The following is a 19,208-nucleotide window of genomic DNA, read 5'->3' as shown; positions in this document are numbered from 1 at the left end:
GCTTAATAGTGTACAGAAAGATGAACGTACTGCGACGCAACAAAAGCATCATGCTTATTTTGCAGACCGGAACAAAAAAAATATTAAACATAGAACCGCTAACAATTAACTTGCGCAGCGAAAGAAAAATATATGAGACCAGTTTATGTAATTGATGCTGTAAGAACACCTATTGGCCGCTATGGCGGAAAGCTAAGTTCTATAAGACCAGATGATCTGCTGGCGCATGCTATAAAAGCATTGATGAACCGCAACGATACGATAGACATAAATGCCATTGAAGATGTTATTGCCGGAGATGCCAACCAGGCCGGCGAAGATAACCGCAATGTTGCACGTATGGCCGCGTTGCTGGCTGGTTTGCCTGTAAGCGTTGCGGGTAATACAGTAAACCGTTTGTGTGCAAGTGGACTGCAGGCCGTGATGGATGCATCAAGAGCGATCATGTGCGGAGAAGGTATGCTATACATTGCCGGTGGTGTGGAAAGTATGACAAGAGCACCATTTGTAACAGCAAAAAGTGATGGTGCATGGAGCCGCAAAAATGAAACATTCGATACTACTATTGGCTGGCGTTTTATCAATAAACATTTGGCAGAAATGTATCACCCGTTTTCCATGGGTGAAACAGCAGAGAATGTAGCAAAGAAATGGAATATAAGCCGTGAAGCGCAGGATGCATTTGCATTTCAAAGTCAGCAGAAATATGTTGCTGCGCTCAATGAAAAAAAATGGGAAGATGAAATTGTTCCTGTTGAGATGATCAACGACAGGCTCATAACCTGGTTTGCGCAGGACGAACACCCAAGAGAAACTTCTCTTGAAAAGCTTGCTGGTTTAAAACCTGCATTTGCAAAAGACGGAACAGTAACAGCCGGTAATTCAAGTGGTATCAATGATGGTGCTGCAGCCATGTTATTAGCAAGTGAAGAAGCAGTAAAACAATTTGGATTGCAGCCCATAGCAAGAGTAATAAGTATGGGTGTTGCAGGAGTTGACCCGGCGATCATGGGCATAGGGCCTGTGCCTGCTTCACGGAAAGCCTTGCAGCGTGCAGGTTTAAAAGCAGGCGATCTTGACCTTATTGAATTGAATGAAGCATTTGCATCACAGTCGATTGCCTGTGTAAAAGAACTCGACCTTGATGCTGCTAAAGTAAATGTGAATGGCGGTGCTATTGCATTGGGACATCCATTAGGATGCAGTGGTGTAAGAATATCTGCTACACTTATTCACGAAATGTACAGATCAAAAAGTAAATATGGTTTGGCAACGATGTGCGTTGGTGTTGGGCAGGGTGCTGCGGTTGTATATGAAGGGCTGGAATAATTAATTCAATACATACCAAATGAAAGATGCCGCTTTTAAGAAGCGGCATCTTTCATTTATTAAAATTCAAATTGTTCAATCATCTCTTGTTTAATGATCTGCTGCTCTCCTTTCTTCAGATCTTTTATAACACAGGTATTTTCTTCCAGTTCTTTGCTACCAATAATTACAGCGTATTGAATATTTTTCTTTTCTGCGTATTTGAATTGCTTATCAAATTTTGATTGCTCATGGTATATTTCACATTTGATGCCTTTGCTTCTTAATTGTTGTATCAGCCCAAATGCTTTTTTACATTCTGCTTCACCAAGGTTAAAGAATAAAACCTGTGTGCCTGTTTGCACTTCTGCAGGAAACAATTTTAATTCTTCCATTACGTCATAGATCCTGTCAACCCCAAAGCTGATACCAACACCAGGTAAATTGGGCACGTCGAATAAGCCGGTAAGATCATCGTACCTGCCACCACCACCAATGCTGCCCATCTGTACATTCAATGCTTTTATTTCGAAGATGGTTCCTGTGTAATAGTTAAGACCACGGGCTAAAGTAAAATCAAATTGCAGGTTGGTGATTGATTGTTGTTGATTACAGAAGTTGTAAATAAACTCCAGCTCTTCTATTCCTTTTTGGCCTATTGCATTTTCAGTAATTAACGTTTTTAACTGAAGCAATTTTTCATCATTGCTTCCATCAATAGATAAGTACTTTTCAATAATACTAACCTGTTTATCATTCAATCCTCTTTGTAATAATTCTTCTTTTACTTTATCCAAACCAATTTTATCAAGCTTGTCTATTGCAACAGTTATGTCCGTTAGCTTATCTGCACCGCCACATATTTCTGCAAGTGCAGCGAGTATCTTTCTATTGTTAATTCTTATTTCAATATCAATACCGAGTTGTTTGAAAACAGTTGCATAAATATTTGCAAGCTCTACTTCATTTAGTAAAGAATTGCTTCCAACTACATCCGCATCACACTGATAGAATTCCCTGTAACGTCCTTTCTGTGGCCTGTCTGCACGCCAAACAGGCTGCATCTGGTAACGCTTAAATGGAAAACTAAGCTGCCCATGATTCATCGCAACATACCGTGCAAATGGAATGGTAAGATCATAACGCAATGCTCTTTCTGTAATGCCTTTTACGTTTTTGCCTTCCATTACTTTTTCGAAATCTACTTTTGCCTGCTCATGTTTGGAAGGATTATCAAGACCGTTGTTTAAAATTTTAAAAATTAATTTATCGCCTTCTTCTCCATACTTGCCCATTAATGTTTCCAGGTTTTCCATGGCTGGTGTTTCCAGCGGTTGAAACCCATATAGTTCAAAAACATTTTTTATAGTATTGAAAATATAATTGCGTTTGCGAACCGTTTCTGCGCCAAAATCTCTTGTGCCTTGTGGTAATGATGGTTTCATATTGTACCTATTCTCTGATAAATTTTGGTTGATGTTTAATTAATGTTGCCCATTTCCTTTAGTAACAGAAGCGCCATATTTTTGAATGATCACCTCACATGCATCACTGATCATTTTATAAACTTTGTGATAGCCTTCTTCTGTACCGTACCATGGATCAGGCACACTCATATTCCTGCCGGGATGTAATTCATTTAGTAACAACTCAACTTTGTTTTCGTCCCAAAGCTCACGGCTGATATGTTTTACATTGATGTAATTCTCACTGTCCATCACATAAATTTTTTCAAATGCAAGCATGTCTTCTTTTTTGAATTGCCTGCATTGCTGCGATGAAATATCAACGCCATTCATCTTTGCTACTTTTTGTGAAAGCATGTGCGGCGCCTCACCAATATGATAATGGGCAGTACCCGCACTATCCACTTTCCAGTCAAGCCCGGCCTTATCTGCTTTGTGTTGCAAAATTCCTTCTGCCAAAGGGCTGCGACAAATATTGCCCAGGCATACCATTAAAATCTTCATGATCCTGATTTACGGCCGCAAAGATAAAGCACGGCTGGTAGTTTATGTGTTGAGTTATTTTTATGTAGCCGGCTTTTGTAATGCTATGATGCTTTGCTTGCGTCGCACTCTTGTACTGATGAATAGGTTTCAATAATCAGCACAGCCAGGTTTCAGTTAAATACGCTTTGTTTTACTGAATGCTGATGCCTGATACCTTATACCTGTTCTGAACGCACAAGTGAGTGACACAACCGGCGATGCCACAAGTGCAATTGCTTGTCAACAAAAATTATTGGCTGTAAAAAAATCTTGAGCGATTGATGCGAAGATCTCTCAGTATACCTGATTTGGGATTGAGCGTAATGTTGAATGACCGGTATAAACCAACAGGTGTAACGTTTATAGCCAATTGCCAGCAATGCATTTCTCTTGTAATGAACATGGAAAGCTGCTGTATCTTTGCTGTTTTAAAATCGAAATAAGTATTGCCCCCGATCTTCCATTTAGGTGTTAAACTAAAGTCTCCATTAACACTTAAATTACTGCTGATAGAAGTAACATAATCTTTTAAGTTAGGTGAAAGTGTTCTGTAAAAACTTAACGAAAAGGAGAGTGACACATTCCATGGAATATCAAAATCCACAAACTCTGAAGGGTTATTGCGCACATATTCTAACTGCTGCAATTGCTCATCGGGTGTAAGTGTCTCATCAACAGGAATGCGCTCCTTATCTGTCTTTCCGTCTTTTGATTTACTTTTTAGCGAAGTGGAAATAGCAAGGCTTCCATTTGTAAGGCGCCCTATCTTTCCTTCTTTCCATAATAAACGATTTACACGGCGGCCAAAAGTATCAACGCCGTAAGGGTCCATTGATGCACTGCCGGTAATATTTATTTTATCAAACAATGTACTGCGCAGGCTAAAACTAAAAGGGCTCCAGTTCAGTGAATCTGCAATGAGATTATAGCCCCCTGTAACGCCCAATCCATCTATAAGCCTTATCTTTTTTGTAGCGCTTGCAGATGTATCTTTTTTGTCTTTTACTTTCATCTCAAGCAGGTTATCAATACCAAAACTTAAACCTCCAAACTTGCCCTGACTGTAGGTGCCCAGCACACCGCCCTGCAGCACCGAATATGTACTAAAGTTTTCACCACTGGAATCAATCTGAACCGTTTTATAATATTGGCTTACCAGGTCTGGCTTGTAGCTCATAGAAATGAAAGGCTTTACTTCGTGGCGTATAGCTTTTATTCCTTTAGACTTGGGAAAGTTGAATGTTCCAAAGATCCTTGTGTTTGCAGAAATGCCGAAACTCACTTCTCTTGCTGTATAAAAGCCGCGCTGTATTGTTGTAATTAATGAATCTGTTTTATCATCCCATCGTTTATTCAAGATTTGCCCATACCATCTTTCTGAATAGGAAATACTTGGGCTTACTGTAAAGGGCCCTAAAGGAGGTAGCGTTAGCGAGATCGGGATCCTGTGCTCCACGCCCCATTGTGCGGTATCTAAGAGTTTATTAAAACTAAAAGCCGAATCATAAAACGACATTTGATTAAGCACCGTACCAGTGTAAGAAACACCAAGTTTCTGGTACCATTTAGGTATGCCCACAAAATCTTTAGGCTGTAATGGATATAAAGTGGTAGCACTAAAGTTTACGGTAGGTATGCGCAGGTTTACAAGACCAAGATTATTATTCTGATCGTGGTTGGCTGAAACACTCAAATTATATTTTCCCTGGCTCCAGTTTTTTGACCATGTGATAGATGAACTTAACTGGTTCTGAAAATTAGTATAACTATTATTGGTTACATACTGATTATACTTGGTACTGCCCGCCCTTACGCTGGCACTAAAAGAAGTTCCCGGTCTTGCTTTAGGGTCCCGGGAATGCGTCCACGTTATAAAAAAACTGTTTGATGTGGTAAACTCTTCTTTGGAAGAAGGAGAACTATTTAAAATTTTGGTCTTTTGTATAGCAAGATTCAGGTTGCCTTTATATTTATAGCGCTTATAATAATCCGGGGTTATGTTCACACTCCAGCCACCATAAGAATAAATATTGCCACGTATGGTAACATCATAATTATCGCTAAGTACTTTGTAGTAACCAAGTCCTTCAAGGCCCAAGCCAAAATCCTGACTTGATGCGAACTGTGGTGGCAGCAGGCCTGAATGCCTTCCCCTGTTTAATGGGAAAATACCAAAAGGAATAGCTATGGGCATGGGCACACCTTCAAACTCAGGATAGGCTGGTCCCGAAACAGCAATTTTATTATTGATGATCTTTATTTTCTTTGCCCTGAAATCGAAGTGTGGTGTATCAAGATTGCAGGTAGTAAAAGTAGTACGGTAACCAAAACCTTCATCCTTGCTTATTTTCTTAAACCGTTGTGCCGCCACAAACATTTCGCCTTCTTTGAGGTAGGTGTTTTTTGTAAGACCGCGTTGGTTCTTCATGTTGAAAGCAATGGTATCACTCGTCGATTCAGTTTCACCCTGTACAAGTTTGGGTTTATTTAAAGCGCCAAGTGAAGTATCTGTTCCGCCATAAGCTGTTATTACCTGTGTGGCCTGGTCGTAAATAATGGTATTTGCATCAAGGGCAATATCAGCATGTTTTGCTTTGGCCTTGCCATACAACATAAATTTTTTGTCTTTAATAATAAGCACACCGGAATCTTCTGCACTATAATCTATTGGAGCATCAATGGAATCTTTTGAATAGTTAAGTGTATCAACTGTTATTATTGTACCGGAAGTATCTTTTAGTGTCGCACTGTCGCCTGTATTGTGTATACTTGTATCTTTCGCAGTCTTTATAACAGTATCATTTTTTATAGTTGTATCAGTACAGGCTGTTAATAATTTGAAAAAAGGTTCGGGAGATTTGTACTTAGCATCTGTAATAAACGTTATTGCAGTTAGCAGCAAAGCTGTTATAAAGAATAAAAAGTATTTTATATTAGTTTTGCAACGTTTCAACATAAGAGTCGGACAAAAATAGGGCTTTAAACTATAAATGATTTGTGAAGAAACAAGTTTAACGAACAGTAACTATGCTCAATAAAAAAAATCTTTTTGTAATCCTTATCGGTTGTACATTTTTATTATCATCTTTTAAGATCAGCAGCGGTAGTACCAGCCATTTACAAAAGCCGGGTTTAAGAACCATCGTGGTAGATGCGGGGCATGGTGGCGAAGACGGTGGTGCCGATGGCAGTTATTCAAAAGAAAAAGATCTTACTTTAAAGATAGCGCTTAAACTGCAGCAAACACTACAGCTTGCAATGCCGGATGTAAATGTTGTAATGACAAGGACCACCGACGTTTTCGATAACCCAAGAATAAAGGCAGACAAAGCGAATAATGCCAATGGAGATCTTTTCATATCTATTCACTGCGATGCAGCGGATCCTATAAGACATAGCGAGATCACCGGTTACAAAACGCAAACCTATTATACCGGCAAAGGCAAGAGCCGCAAAAAAAGAACACGCAAAGTTCCTACCTATCATTACTGGTCCACACCTAACCCTGCAAAAGGCGCATCTACTTATATATGGGCCGTGCATAAAAATGATGATAAAGAACTTGCCATGCGTGAAAACGAATCATTGTATATCGATAGTACACTTGGCTCACAGATCGGCGACTTCGATCCTGATTCTCCTGAGAAAAGAATTTTATATACACTTAAAACCCAGCAATATTTTGAACGCAGTGCCAGTCTTGCATTAACGGTGGAAGAAGAATTCGAAAATATCGGCCGCGCCGTACGTGGTGCATTGCAGCGCCAGGTGGGCATTTGGGTATTACAGGCAGTTGCCATGCCAAGCATTTTGGTAGAAACAGGTTATATAACCAATCCTGAAGAAGAAGATTACCTCAACAGCGATAAAGGCCAGCAGGAAACTGCAGATGCCATAACCCAGGCAGTACAACGTTATCGTTATACACTTGAAAATCCTAACAAATAGTTTAACATAGTAAACCTGATTTTTACAAATCTTTTTTACGTCTCTGCCACATAACTATTAGTTTTGCCGCTATAATTATTGCACTTAATTTTATTGTTAGCTGTAATAATTTTTATTTGTCCGGCAGTAGTTCTTTGTGGCATCGGCTGTTGTGTCACTCACTTGTACGTTCGAAACAGGTATGAGCTATCAGGTATCAGTATTCAGTAACACAAAGCGTCTTTAACTGAAACCTGACTGCTGATTGCTGCAAACTATTCAACAGTACAGGAGTGCGACGCAACGAAAGCTTCATAAGCATTCAGACAGCCGGGTACACAAGAAATAAAAAACACATTCAAAAAGAACAGTTGAAAAAAAATTACTAATAAGTGAAAATATCCAACGAAACAAAGATCGGCGCACTAACTGCAATAGCCATCACATTTTTAATATTGGGCTTCAATTTTCTGAAAGGAAAAAGCCTTTTTAAAACAGGTACTTACCTGTATGCAAAATATACCGATACAAAAGAATTAAAGGTTTCCAATGCTGTGTACATTAATGGATTTCAGATAGGCTCTGTTGCCGGCATTGATGCTGCAGATGATAACCTTACCGCTGTGGTGGTTGAAATAAAATTAAACGGTGATTATAATATACCTGATAATTCTATTGCAGAGATCAATGCATCATTACTTGGGTCACCGGCTGTTATCATTAAATCCGGCAGCAGCACCAGTTATTTAAAACCCAATGATACGCTTATGACACGTGAATCTGCAGGATTGCTGGGAGACATTTCTAATAAATTATCACCGGTTGCAGACCAGTTACAACTTACTTTAAAGTCACTCGATTCATTGTTGCAGAATTTCAACACTATGCTTGATCCTAATACAAAAGGCAACCTGCAGAGTGTAATGGCAAACCTTAATAAAGCAACCGCAAGTATTGCTATTTCTGCTGTTTCACTGCAGAGTTTACTCAACAATCAATCCGGTGCATTAAGCCATTCATTAAACAACCTTGACAGCTTTACAAAAAATCTTGCGGGCAATAACGAAAAGATCAGCAGTATGTTGAGCAATATTGATAAGACCACAGAAAATCTTTCTAAGGCAGATATTGATGGGGCTATCAATAGTCTTAAAGGCGCCGTTGAAAAATTAAACAATGTAATGGCTAAAGTTAATTCTACAGACGGAACGATTGGCGCACTTGTAAACAGCAAAGACATGTACAATAATCTTAACAGTACAGTGCGCAGTCTTAATATATTAATGGATGATCTTCGTGCGCATCCCAAACGTTATGTAAATATTTCTGTATTCGGTAAAAAAGACAAAGGCGATTATCTTACAGAGCCTTTAAAAGACAGCACATCATCACCTGAAAAGAAATGAGAGGGCTTGCAAGATTGAAAAAAATATTACTTCTTTTTATTTTACTCGTCACAGTAAAATACATGCATGCACAGCAGCCCGGAATAACAGATACTACTGCAAAAAAGCAGATCAACATATTACATGCAGATAAGATCAGCTATAAAAAAGTTGATTCACTGAACGAATACCAGATATTGGTGGGCCATGTTGCTGTTCAGCAGGAGAAAACATTGTTCTATTGCGACAGCGCCTCCATCAACACCAAATCCAATATACTGGAGGCTTTTGGCAAAGTGCATATCAATGATAACGACAGCCTGCATATTTATTCCGATTATCTTAAATACCTGGGCAAAGAAAAAAAAGCAACCCTTACCGGCAAAGTAAGTTTAACCGATGGTAAAGGAACACTTACTACTTCCAAACTTGACTATGATCTTAACACACATATTGGTAATTATTACGACGGCGGCAAAGTGGTGAATGGCAAAACTGTATTAACAAGCAAAGAAGGCTTTTATTATGAAGATACAAGAGATGTTTATTTTAAAAAAGATGTAGTGCTGACAGATCCTGAATACACTATAAAAACAGATACCCTTCTATACAACACTTATACTGGTATTTCAACTTTCGTTGTTCCTACTGTTATAACAAGCGACAGCGGCCGCAAAGTGGTGAAAACAAAAGATGGTTACTACGATACCAAAAATAAAAAGACATATTTTGGCCAGCGCACAGAGATACAGGACGGGGCAACATTTATTGTTGCAGATGAAATGGCCAGCGATGACTCAACAGGTTTTGGTGAAGCAAGAGGAAAAGTTATCTATAGAGACACTGCACAAAAAGTAACCATCTTTGCTAACCATCTTAATAGCAACCGTAAAAACAGTTCATTTCTTGCCACAGAAAAGCCGGTAATGATACTGGAGCAGGAAGAGGGAGATTCCCTTTTTATTGCAGCCGATACTATGTATTCTGCCCGCCTCTCAGATCTGAAGAAATACAGGAATGTTCCGGTGATCATTGAATCAAAAGCGCAACAGGCAAGTGATACAGCAATAAGCACCATCAAAGACACCGCATCATCCGATGAAGATAATACTGATGTAATTACTAAAAGTATAGCGCAAAAAAAGGATACTGTATCTGCACTGCCGGCAATTGTACAGCGAAAAAGACCTGGAAGAAAAGAACTGGCTGTAAAAATAACCGATACAATAAATACCGTAAACGATACCGCAATCATTGCTGCAAATACATTTACAAAAAAGGATACAACTGTAACTGTAAAATCTGTTGATTCAACAATTGCTCCGCCGATGGATTCTGCGGCGCTTGTAAAAATGGCATTTCTAAAAAAAGATATGGCACTGCAAAACAAGTTATCGCCAAAAGATACTGCTGCAAACAAAAACGATAGTACCAACCGTTTTTTTGAAGCGTATTATCATGTGCGCATCTTCTCAGATTCCCTGCAGGCTGCAGGTGATAGCTTATTTTACTCCGGTGAAGATTCTGCGTTTCGCCTGTTCAAACAACCTATTGTGTGGGCAAGAGAAAGCCAGGTAACCGGTGATACGATCTATCTCTTCACACAAAACAAAAAGCCATCGCGCCTGTATGTTTTTGAAAATGCATTCACGGTAAACAAAGTGGGTACAGGTTATTATAATCAAATAAGAGGGCGCACCATCAATGGCTATTTTAAAAATGGCAACATGGATTATATGCGTGCAAAAGGCAATTCAGAAAGTATTTATTATGCCCAGGATGAAGACAACAAGTTTATTGGTGTAAACAAAGCAACAGCAGATATCATTGATATGTATTTTGAAGAGCGGAAGCCGCAAAAAGTTGTTTTCCGCAGCAATCTTGTTGGCACTACTTATCCCATGCGCCAGGTAAATCATGATGAATTAAGATTGCGTGGTTTTAAGTGGCTCGATGACCTGAGGCCAAAAACAAAATATGAATTGTTTGCTAATTAATAATACCAGCTGCATTGCTGCTATTGAGCATCGTTGTGTCACTCACTTGTACTGTTTTTACAGGTTGCAGCAAAAACAGTTCAGCCATATATGAATTATATTATTCCCTTATCACTACCACTTTACCATTTTCCCATTTAATGATTGAAGAAGCTTTTGCTGCTGAAAGATCATCCTGTTTGTATTTTACCACATAATCTGCACCATGCACAAGCATTTTATTTATTGCTGCAAAATTTTCAGGCGAAGGTTCGCCACTGATGTTTGCAGAAGTACTAACTATTGGCTTACGAAATCTTTTGATAAGGTGTTTACAAAATTCGTCATTGCATATTCTTATGGCAACTGAACCATCATTTGCTAAAACGTTTTCTGCAAGCCCCAGTGCATGTTCATAAATAACAGTAGTAGGTTTTGTTGTTGATTGCAGGTAATCAAATACTGCAAGATCCGGTGCTGCGGTATATTGAAGCACATCTTTTTCTGCTGCAACCAACACAACAAAACTCTTAACAGCAGGCCGCTGTTTTAATGTAATAATTTTATCTACCGCTATTGCATTTGTAGCATCGCAGCCAATGCCCCAAATAGTATCTGTAGGATATAAAATAATACCGCCTTTCTGTAATACTTTAAGACATTGCTCTATGTCATTTGAGAAATCTGTCATTATGCAAATGTGCTGATTTTAGAAATGTGAACATAAAAACTATTGTTTCATTAATAAACATACGATGAACGAAATGCGACGCAACGAAGATGCCATGCATGCTTCAGCCGGTATCATTACATAATTTCCATATTTCAAAGCCATCACATTTCTACATTTACCTAAGTTTGCAGAAAATATCAGACCATGGAAGTAAAAGGACTTATAAAAGAAGCATGGGGCGACAGGGAATTGCTGAAAGAAAATAAATACCATGATGCAGTAAGATGCGTGATTGAAGAAGTGGATAAAGGAAGACTGCGTGTAGCATCTCCTTCTGAAAACGGATGGGTAGTAAATGAATGGGTAAAACAGGCTATTTTAATGTATTTCAGCACTCAGCAAATGCAAACCTGGGAGCTTCCCCCATTTGAGTTCTATGATAAAATGACATTGAAAAGTAATTACAAAGAACTGGGTGTTCGTGCAGTGCCGCATGCGGTGGCACGTTATGGGGCTTACCTTGCAAGGAATGTGGTGCTGATGCCCAGTTATGTAAATATCGGTGCGTATGTTGATGAAGGAACGATGATTGATACATGGGCAACGGTTGGTTCCTGCGCACAAATAGGCAAGGGTGTACACCTGAGTGGTGGCGTAGGTATTGGCGGGGTATTAGAGCCATTACAGGCCAGCCCGGTAATTATAGAAGATGGTTGTTTTATTGGCAGCCGTTGCATAGTAGTTGAAGGTGTGCTTGTTGAAAAAGAAGCAGTTCTTGGCGCCAATGTAGTACTTACGCAATCAACAAAGATCATTGATGTAAGTGGTGCCTCGCCTGTTGAATACAAAGGGCGGGTTCCTGCACGCAGTGTTGTTATTCCCGGTACTTATAATAAAGATTTTCCTGCCGGTTCTTTTGGGGTTAACTGTGCACTGATCATTGGTAAGCGTAAACCAAGCACTGACCTTAAAACAAGTTTGAATGATGTATTGAGAGATTTCAACGTAAGCGTTTAAGACCCCTCCAGACCTCCCCGGTGGGGAGGCTTTTTTAAAGACAGCTTTTAATTAATTGATAAAACAATCTGCAAAAAACTCCGGCAATTTTACAGGCTTAATAGTAGCCTTTTTTGGTGCAGTTCTGTTTTCTACAAAAGCCATCATGGTAAAGAAAGCATTTGCAGATACAGGCGTACCTGCATTAACACTGCTTATGCTGCGGATGGTTTTTTCTTTGCCTTTCTATATCGTGGCTGCTTTCTTTGCAAGCAGGCAACAGGAGAATGTAAAATTCACCACCAAAGAGTGGTTGCTTATTGCCTTTCTCGGCATTCTTGGTTATTACCTAAGTAGTCTTTTCGATTTTATGGGGTTGCAATATGTATCTGCAGGAATAGAGCGGTTGATACTTTTCCTGTATCCAACATTTGTGGTGCTTATTAACTCAATTATCTTTAAGCAACTTGTAACACGCAATCAAAAAATTGCTTTACTGCTTACTTATGCCGGTATTGGTATTGCCTATTTTGGAGAGATACAATTAACTGAATCAAATCCGAATTTTATCTGGGGCAGCATACTTATTTTTATTTGCTCACTTACTTATGCATCTTATCTTGTTGGCAGTGGCCGACTGATACCCAAAATGGGCGCCTCAAAATTCACCGCTTATGTTATGCTGGCAGCGACAGTTGGTGTGTTGCTGCATTTTTTTGTTGCAGGTGATTACAGCCATGTGCAGCTTTCTGCATCACTAACTGTTTATGGATTACTGCTCGCTGTGTTTGCTACAGTCATACCTTCTTTTCTTATTGCATATGGCATGAAAAAGATTGGTGCCAATAACACGGCGATCGTTACCAGTATTGGGCCGGTATCTACCATTCTGCAGGCGCACTGGATACTGGGTGAACATATATTTATTGCACAGATCATTGGTACATTGCTGGTAATTGCAGGCGTTTTGCTTATTGGCTGGAAACAAAGTACACCGGAAATAGCACCTTCTTAAAAGCGGCAAAAATTTTCACCGACCTTTTTCTTTCGTTTACCTACTATTTGCAGCGTGCTGCCTATTCACACTTTTATACTGCCCATGGCCTTATTAGTTTTGTTCTATCAAAATCAAAAGATCATGACAGAGCAGGATCAAAATCAAAACGAATACAGGCACAGGGATGGAAAAGTTGTAACAGGCGTATTTTTCCTCATAGTAGGTGCATTATTACTGGCCAATAAAATGGGTGCAGGCATACCTGACTGGCTTTTTAGCTGGCCCTGTATACTTATTCTTGTTGGTATTTATACTGGTGTAAAACATAGATTCCAGCACTTCGGATGGGTGATAATGGTGGGCGTGGGTACACTGTTTCTTATAAACAATGAGTTTGTAAACCTTAACCTGCACGATTACATTGCGCCAATCATTTTTATAGGATTAGGCCTTATGTTTATTACAAGACCAAGACACAGATGGCGCGGGCCTGATCATTGGAAGAACAAAGAACAATGGAAAAAAAAATGGGATGACAAATGGAAAGATTATGCAAACACCAGCCAGCCCGACTCAATAAATACCAGCGATGGTGAATTCATAGAAGTAAATTCGGTATTCGGCAGTGCCAAGAAACTTATTTTCTCCAAAAATTTTAAAGGCGGTGAGATCAATTGTTTTATGGGTGGTGCAGAGATCGATCTTACACAGGCAGACATACAAGGGCCGGTTATCATTGAAGCAAACCAGGTATTTGGGGGCACCAAACTCGTTATCCCCCCGCATTGGGATGTAAAGATGGAAGTAACCAGCGTCTTTGCCGGTATGGAAGATAAACGTCCACCTGTTGCAACAAAAGTAGATCCCAATAAAGTGCTTATACTAAAAGGTACGAGTGTATTTGCTGGTATTGAAATAAAAAGTTACTAATCTGTAAAAACAATATTTATGTGCCCTTCATTGGTAATACTTATCAACGCCTGTTGCGTCGCACTCTTGTACTGCATATGTTGATGCAGCAACAAAAAGCACCAAACAAATAAAAACTTAGTTTATGAATCTTGCACTAACACAAACACTCAGCAAATATTCACCATACGCTATTACGGTAGATGAGTTTGTACAATCAGCAGATGAAAAGAAAATTAAAGCAGTTTTCGAAACCATGCAAGCAGCCTGGGAAAATAATGATGCCAAAACATTTACTGCATGCTTTACAGAAGACAGCGATTTTGTAAACTTTCGCGGAGATCATTTTAAAGGAAGAGAAAATAATATCACAAAACATGTCCAGTTTAAAGACACCCGGCTTTATATAAACATAAAAAGCATCAGGTTCTTAAACGATGAAATGGCAGTGGTGCATGCAGAAGGCGCAGTATTGGAAGAATGGCAGCAGGTTAGTAACTGTAAGCTTTCTTATAACACAAACATTCTTATAAAAGAAAATGGTCAATGGAAAATAACTTCTTTTCACAATAGCCGTAAAGAGAAGCAAGGAATTATTACAAGAATAATGAAATGGTTTAGGGGAAAGGAAAAGTGAAAGGTTCGAAATATTTTGACTTTTCACTTTTTGTTCCCCATAGTTCAGAACGTACAAGAGTGCGACGCAACGAAGGCTTCATTCTTACGCTGTTGCCGGGCTCAAAAAAAAATAAACACTGTTGACATAGGGTTGTCGCTGCACAACATTCTCTTTGTAACAACAATAAAAGCTGACCAACAAAAAAATTAACCAATCCTGCACTGCAGGCAAAATGTACAAATCATGAAATGGTACCTTGCTAAATTAGTTTACCAGATTGTTTGCGGAGATGGCGCACATACGCCACAGTTTGATGAACAATTGCGTCTTATAATGGCGGAAGATGAATTGCATGCATTTCAGAAAGCAAGAAGCATTGGCGAAAAGGAACAGGATAATTTTTTAAACAATTTTAATAAACCGGTACGCTGGAAATTCATTGACGTGCCTGAACTGCACGCAATGAACGCGTTGATAGACGGCGCTGAAATGTATTCAAGAATACGCGAAGAAGATAATGCCGATATTTATATTCGTGTTACACAATTAAAAGCTGCACATTTATTGGAGAATAGTGTGCACCAATGTATACGATTAAATTAGCATCATTGAGTACAACTGCATCGCCACAAAAAAAATTACGCAATATTAATGGCGCATGGTGGACCGCCATCAGCATTGCACAGGCCTTTGGGTTAACGGGTTTTGCATTGACCAACACACAGGTTATTACCGACAGCCTTATAAGTAATTTATTACTTGCGGGCAGTTGTATACTGATCTTTAATAATATGCGTTATTACCTGCCACGCCAGGAAAAATATTGGTATGTGCTTGTGATCAGTATTATTATAAGCAGCATCTGGCTATTTATCGTGAACCTGGTTTTAAAAATGATCTTTAAAAATGATGATCACTATTTATTATTCTTAAAACAATCGCTTCCGGTAAGGTTTATATTTTCTTTATTAATGGTGGGTTGCATGAGCATGATAAGCCTGCTTTGGTACACACAGGAAGAACAGCAGGAAATGGAAACAAGAAAAACAGAGGCAGAAAGATTAACGAAGGAAGCGGAGTTATTTAAACTGCGGCAGCAACTGCAGCCGCATTTTTTATTCAACAGTTTAAATTCAATCAGCGCTTTAACCGGCAGCCAGCCGGAAAAAGCCAGGCACATGATTCAACAGCTGAGTGATTTTTTGAGGGGTACATTAAGAAGAGACGAACAGCAATGGAGCACCTTGAAAGAAGAACTGGAATACCTGCAGTTGTATCTTGATATTGAGAAAGTAAGATTTGGTTACAGGTTGCAAACCACGATTAATTGTGAAGAAGCAACCTTACAAATGAAGTTGCCATCACTGCTGCTGCAGCCAGTAGTAGAAAATGCTATAAAATTCGGGTTGTATGATACGGTTGGAGAAGTGATGATAAGCATCAGCGCAGTAAAGAAAAATGAATTACTGGAAGTAAAAGTAGAAAACCCGTTTGATGCAGAAACTGCACAACCATTACAGGGAACAGGTTTTGGGCTTGCCTCTATAAAAAGAAGGTTGTTTCTGTTATTTGCAAGGCATGATCTTTTAGAAACCACATCGGGCAACGATCTGTTTATTACAACGATAACAATACCACCATTGCAATAAAAATGTAAAAGGATGAAAGTTATAATCATTGATGATGAGCCACTGGCAAGAAGTATTGTAAAAGAATATTTACTACAGTATCCTGCCATTGAACTGGTGCAGGAATGCAACGATGGTTTTGAAGGTGTAAAAGCTATTAATCAGCACCAGCCAGATCTTATTTTTCTTGACATACAAATGCCCAAGATCAATGGTTTTGAAATGCTGGAACTGATCGATAGCCCGCCACAGGTAATTTTTACAACAGCTTTTGAAGAGTATGCCATTAAAGCATTTGAAACACATGCTGTGGATTATTTATTAAAGCCTTTCAGCAAAGACCGTTTTGATAAAGCCATGCAAAAATTATTTGCACAGCAAAAAAATAATACGGAGAAAACAAAAGAAGTGCTGGAGGAAGTGGCAAAATCTCCTGCACAAAGCAACCGTGTTGTTTTAAAAGATGGTGGTAAAATAAAGATCATTCCCGTAACACAGATACAATACCTGGAAGCGGCGGATGACTATGTAAAGATCCACACTGCTGAAGGTGGTTTTTTAAAAAAGAAAACGATGCAATTTTTTGAAGACAGTCTTACTGCATTTCAGTTTGTTCGTGTGCACCGTTCTTATATCATCAACACACAATTGATAACGCGGATAGATGTACACGAAAAAGACAGTCATCTTGTATTGCTGAGTACGGGCATAAGAATTCCGGTAAGCAAACAAGGCTATGCAAAGTTGAAAGAAGTGCTGGGGTTGTAGTGCGCATCGTTCCTTGCAGCAGACGATGCTAAACATTCAGCCATTTAATTTCAGTTTATAAATTGCAGAGCAGCTTAAAAGATCCCATTATTACAACAGATGAAGTGCTTGCGACGCAACGAAGATGCCATGAAACGATATAGCCGGTATCAAAAAAAAATGTAGTTTCCAGGAAATAAATATTATACAATTTATAACCATCCCGCTTTTCTGAAAAATAAATAAACAATAATACAGGAGCTGATCGTAAGCGTTACCACAAAAGGATAGCCATATTGCCATTCCAGCTCTGGCATAAACCTGAAATTCATACCATAGAAACCTGCCACCAATGTAGGCACGGCAATAATTGCGGCCCAGCCCGCCATTTTTTTTGATACTTCGCTTTGCGAAATAGAGATAAGTGAGAAGTTAGCATCCAATGCAGTATTGAGTAACTCACGTGCATTGTCCACCATTTCATTGATGCGGATAGCATGATCATATATGTCGCGAAAATAAGCCTGTGTTTCTTCTGCTATCAGTTTTTTATCAAAACGCATCAGCCGGTTACAAATATCTATTAACGGAGATACGGCACGTTTTACTTCCAGCAATTCACGTTTCAATTCATAGATCTGTTCGGTTGTTTGCCGGCTTGGTTTTTCGCTGAATATTTTTTCTTCTATGGCAGTAAGTTCTGTTTCCAGCGCGTCTACCACCGGAAAGTACTGATCAACGATTGAGTCCATCACTGCATATAAGGCAAAGCCTTGTCCTTTGCCTAATAATTGCGGTGTGCTTTCGCAACGGTTACGAACTTCAGTATAAGCAAGAGAAGAACCATGCCGTACCGTAACCAAAAAATTAGCGCCCACAAAAAAATGCGTTTCCCCAAAATCTATATGATGCTTTTCATTCATCTGCGCAGTACGCAATACAATAAAAATAGTTTCTCCGTATGTTTCAATTTTAGGGCGCTGGTGCGCATTGTGTGCATCCTCTATTGCAAGATCGTGCAGGCAGAATTGTTGCTGCACTTCATTCAACATTTCTTCGCTTGGTTCATGTAAACCTATCCATACAAAATGATCATCCTGTTGCAGCACATGTTTAATATCTTTCAATTCCACGTTTGCAACACGAAGGCCTTTGGAGTAAGCAGCGCAATTAATTACTTCATTCATGGCAAACAATTATGAGGTGAGAAAAACACTAAGCAATCAGCCGGTATAAACAATTCCGGTAAGGCTCTTACAAATGTAATTTTTTACAATTGTGTTTCGCTTTTTGTTTACGCAGATTTTTTGGGTATGGGCTTCAGGCACTTTGGGCATCGCCTGTTGTGTCACTCACTTGTGCATTCTGTTCATTGTTCAGCAAAGAAGAATATTTGTTCGTTTAAATAGCTACTGCATTGTACATTAGTAAGATCAATAATCTTGCAGCATCAAAAGACAATTCTTAATACATTTATTATTGCCACAGCATTTATTTCCGGTTTTGCCTTCAAGGCAATGCTTGTACAAAACAATAATGAAGCGCAGGATGCAAGAAAGATTACCGGTATTGGCGGTATATTCTTTAAGTGCAAAGACTCCCCAATATGGAGCCGTGTTTGAATGGCGGCAAGGGGCAGACACCAAAAAGAAAGGTTTACACAATGGAGCCCGTTTAAAGAAACAACAAAATACTTTGAGCCATCTGCTAAAGGTTTTATGATCAATTACCGTGTCGAGAACCATACAGTACTTGTTAATGAATTATAGAAAAATGGCGTAACAGTTTTGGATACCATTGAAACATACGAGTATGGAAAATTTGTACATATTCTCGACATAGAACAAAACAAAATAGAAATATGGGAGCCCAATGATCTTGTAAAATAAGAAATAGGCAAACAGAAAAGTGCTGCAACTACGATAAATGGATTTACGCTTTTAATAGCCCTACAGTACCGATTAAGTGGGAAGAAGCCGTTAATGTAACGAGACTGCAACCTTAAGCTATGGATATTAAACCGGACCCCGATTCATTGTTCATGAAAAAAAC

The 19,208-nt window shown here is 39.1% G+C and carries 17 protein-coding genes; 12 read left to right on the top strand and 5 right to left on the bottom strand.

The window, feature by feature from the left end; genetic code table 11:
• Positions 1–132 precede the first annotated feature (132 nt).
• Positions 133–1,329, top strand: a complete 1,197-nt coding sequence (locus FRZ67_RS17390) for a thiolase family protein (protein ID WP_147191599.1) — start codon at positions 133–135, stop codon at positions 1,327–1,329.
• Positions 1,330–1,388: 59 nt separating this feature from the next.
• Here FRZ67_RS17390 and hisS read toward each other — a convergent pair whose 3' ends face one another.
• From hisS to FRZ67_RS17375, 3 genes are all read right to left on the bottom strand, one after another.
• Positions 1,389–2,753 carry a histidine--tRNA ligase gene (gene hisS, locus FRZ67_RS17385; RefSeq protein ID WP_147191597.1) on the bottom strand — a complete coding sequence of 455 codons (1,365 nt, stop codon included), beginning with the start codon at positions 2,751–2,753 and terminating at the stop codon, positions 1,389–1,391.
• A 39-nt stretch (positions 2,754–2,792) separates the two neighbouring features.
• A complete protein-coding gene (locus tag FRZ67_RS17380; RefSeq protein ID WP_225975384.1) occupies positions 2,793–3,278 on the bottom strand; it encodes a low molecular weight protein-tyrosine-phosphatase in 486 nt (161 codons plus the stop codon).
• Positions 3,279–3,549: 271 nt separating this feature from the next.
• On the bottom strand, positions 3,550–6,201 hold the full coding sequence (locus tag FRZ67_RS17375; protein ID WP_147191594.1) for a putative LPS assembly protein LptD: 2,652 nt from the start codon (positions 6,199–6,201) through the stop codon (positions 3,550–3,552).
• Positions 6,202–6,326: 125 nt separating this feature from the next.
• Between FRZ67_RS17375 and FRZ67_RS17370 the strand changes: the two genes are divergently transcribed.
• The 3 genes from FRZ67_RS17370 (at position 6,327) to FRZ67_RS17360 (ending at position 10,608) form a co-directional block, all read left to right on the top strand.
• Entirely contained in the window at positions 6,327–7,247 is a 921-nt protein-coding gene (locus tag FRZ67_RS17370) for an N-acetylmuramoyl-L-alanine amidase family protein (RefSeq protein ID WP_147191592.1), read from the top strand.
• Between the two features lie 371 nt (positions 7,248–7,618).
• Positions 7,619–8,632 (top strand): MlaD family protein, encoded by a 1,014-nt coding sequence (locus tag FRZ67_RS17365; RefSeq protein ID WP_147191590.1) that lies wholly within the window; start codon positions 7,619–7,621, stop codon positions 8,630–8,632.
• Between the two features lie 62 nt (positions 8,633–8,694).
• Complete coding sequence (locus tag FRZ67_RS17360; RefSeq protein WP_158638396.1) at positions 8,695–10,608, top strand: OstA-like protein; 1,914 nt, start codon at positions 8,695–8,697, stop codon at positions 10,606–10,608.
• Positions 10,609–10,708: 100 nt separating this feature from the next.
• Here FRZ67_RS17360 and FRZ67_RS17355 read toward each other — a convergent pair whose 3' ends face one another.
• Entirely contained in the window at positions 10,709–11,278 is a 570-nt protein-coding gene (locus FRZ67_RS17355; protein WP_147191586.1) for an L-threonylcarbamoyladenylate synthase, read from the bottom strand.
• Between the two features lie 186 nt (positions 11,279–11,464).
• Between FRZ67_RS17355 and FRZ67_RS17350 the strand changes: the two genes are divergently transcribed.
• The 7 genes from FRZ67_RS17350 to FRZ67_RS17320 all read left to right on the top strand — a co-directional run bounded on the left by FRZ67_RS17350 (position 11,465) and on the right by FRZ67_RS17320 (position 17,177).
• Entirely contained in the window at positions 11,465–12,277 is an 813-nt protein-coding gene (locus FRZ67_RS17350; RefSeq protein ID WP_147191584.1) for a 2,3,4,5-tetrahydropyridine-2,6-dicarboxylate N-succinyltransferase, read from the top strand.
• Positions 12,278–12,332: 55 nt separating this feature from the next.
• The gene (locus FRZ67_RS17345) at positions 12,333–13,271 is read left to right on the top strand and encodes a DMT family transporter (protein WP_225975383.1); all 939 of its coding nucleotides are present in this window, start codon (positions 12,333–12,335) and stop codon (positions 13,269–13,271) included.
• Between the two features lie 123 nt (positions 13,272–13,394).
• Positions 13,395–14,183, top strand: coding sequence for a LiaF transmembrane domain-containing protein (locus FRZ67_RS17340; protein WP_158638395.1), 789 nt, complete (start codon positions 13,395–13,397; stop codon positions 14,181–14,183).
• 124 nt (positions 14,184–14,307) lie between these two features.
• Entirely contained in the window at positions 14,308–14,799 is a 492-nt protein-coding gene (locus FRZ67_RS17335; RefSeq protein WP_147191580.1) for an SgcJ/EcaC family oxidoreductase, read from the top strand.
• A gap of 225 nt (positions 14,800–15,024) precedes the next feature.
• Positions 15,025–15,384: a DUF4288 domain-containing protein gene (locus FRZ67_RS17330; protein ID WP_147191578.1), complete on the top strand. Its 360-nt coding sequence runs from the start codon at positions 15,025–15,027 to the stop codon at positions 15,382–15,384.
• Positions 15,366–16,430 (top strand): sensor histidine kinase, encoded by a 1,065-nt coding sequence (locus FRZ67_RS17325; protein WP_147191575.1) that lies wholly within the window; start codon positions 15,366–15,368, stop codon positions 16,428–16,430. Before FRZ67_RS17330 ends, FRZ67_RS17325 begins: the two co-directional genes overlap by 19 nt.
• Before the next feature lie 12 nt (positions 16,431–16,442).
• Entirely contained in the window at positions 16,443–17,177 is a 735-nt protein-coding gene (locus tag FRZ67_RS17320; RefSeq protein ID WP_147191573.1) for a LytR/AlgR family response regulator transcription factor, read from the top strand.
• Between the two features lie 191 nt (positions 17,178–17,368).
• Here FRZ67_RS17320 and corA read toward each other — a convergent pair whose 3' ends face one another.
• Entirely contained in the window at positions 17,369–18,343 is a 975-nt protein-coding gene (corA, locus tag FRZ67_RS17315; RefSeq protein ID WP_147191571.1) for a magnesium/cobalt transporter CorA, read from the bottom strand.
• A 255-nt stretch (positions 18,344–18,598) separates the two neighbouring features.
• Here corA and FRZ67_RS23660 point away from each other — a divergent pair, with 255 nt between their 5' ends.
• Positions 18,599–18,778, top strand: a complete 180-nt coding sequence (locus FRZ67_RS23660) for a hypothetical protein (RefSeq protein WP_225975382.1) — start codon at positions 18,599–18,601, stop codon at positions 18,776–18,778.
• The last annotated feature ends 430 nt before the right edge of the window (positions 18,779–19,208 follow it).

The organism is Panacibacter ginsenosidivorans (genome assembly GCF_007971225.1).
Lineage (GTDB): Bacteria > Bacteroidota > Bacteroidia > Chitinophagales > Chitinophagaceae > Panacibacter > Panacibacter ginsenosidivorans.
The sequence above is the reverse complement of the archived record's forward strand: the minus strand, read 5'-3'. Positions and strand labels throughout refer to the sequence as shown.